Raw genomic sequence first — 249 nt, forward strand, 5'->3', positions numbered from 1 at the left:
CCCCCGGATGGGCGACATGGTAGACGCAGCCTCCGAGCGAGCGCCCGACCCAGCTATCGACGATGTCGAACGTCAGGGGTGCGTGCACGGGGATGGTCGGGTGCAGGCCCGAGGCCGGCTGCCAGGCCTTGAAGCGCACGCCCGCGATCGCCTCGCCGCTGGCGCCCGTGCTGGTCATCGGCATGCGCCGCCCGTTGCAGGTGATGAGATGGCGCCCCGGCACGAAGCCGGTGACCTTGACCTGCAGCC

1 protein-coding gene is annotated in these 249 nt (G+C 71.5%); it reads right to left on the minus strand.

Annotation, left to right across the window (positions count from 1 at the left end; all coding sequences use genetic code 11):
* Positions 1 to 249 (minus strand): transglutaminase family protein (locus tag ACEYW6_RS36795; RefSeq protein WP_412983692.1); only part of this gene is annotated, 249 nt, incomplete at both ends.

Source organism: Nostoc sp. UIC 10607 (genome assembly GCF_047228265.1).
GTDB classification, from domain to species: Bacteria; Cyanobacteriota; Cyanobacteriia; order Cyanobacteriales; family Nostocaceae; genus Nostoc; species Nostoc foliaceum_A.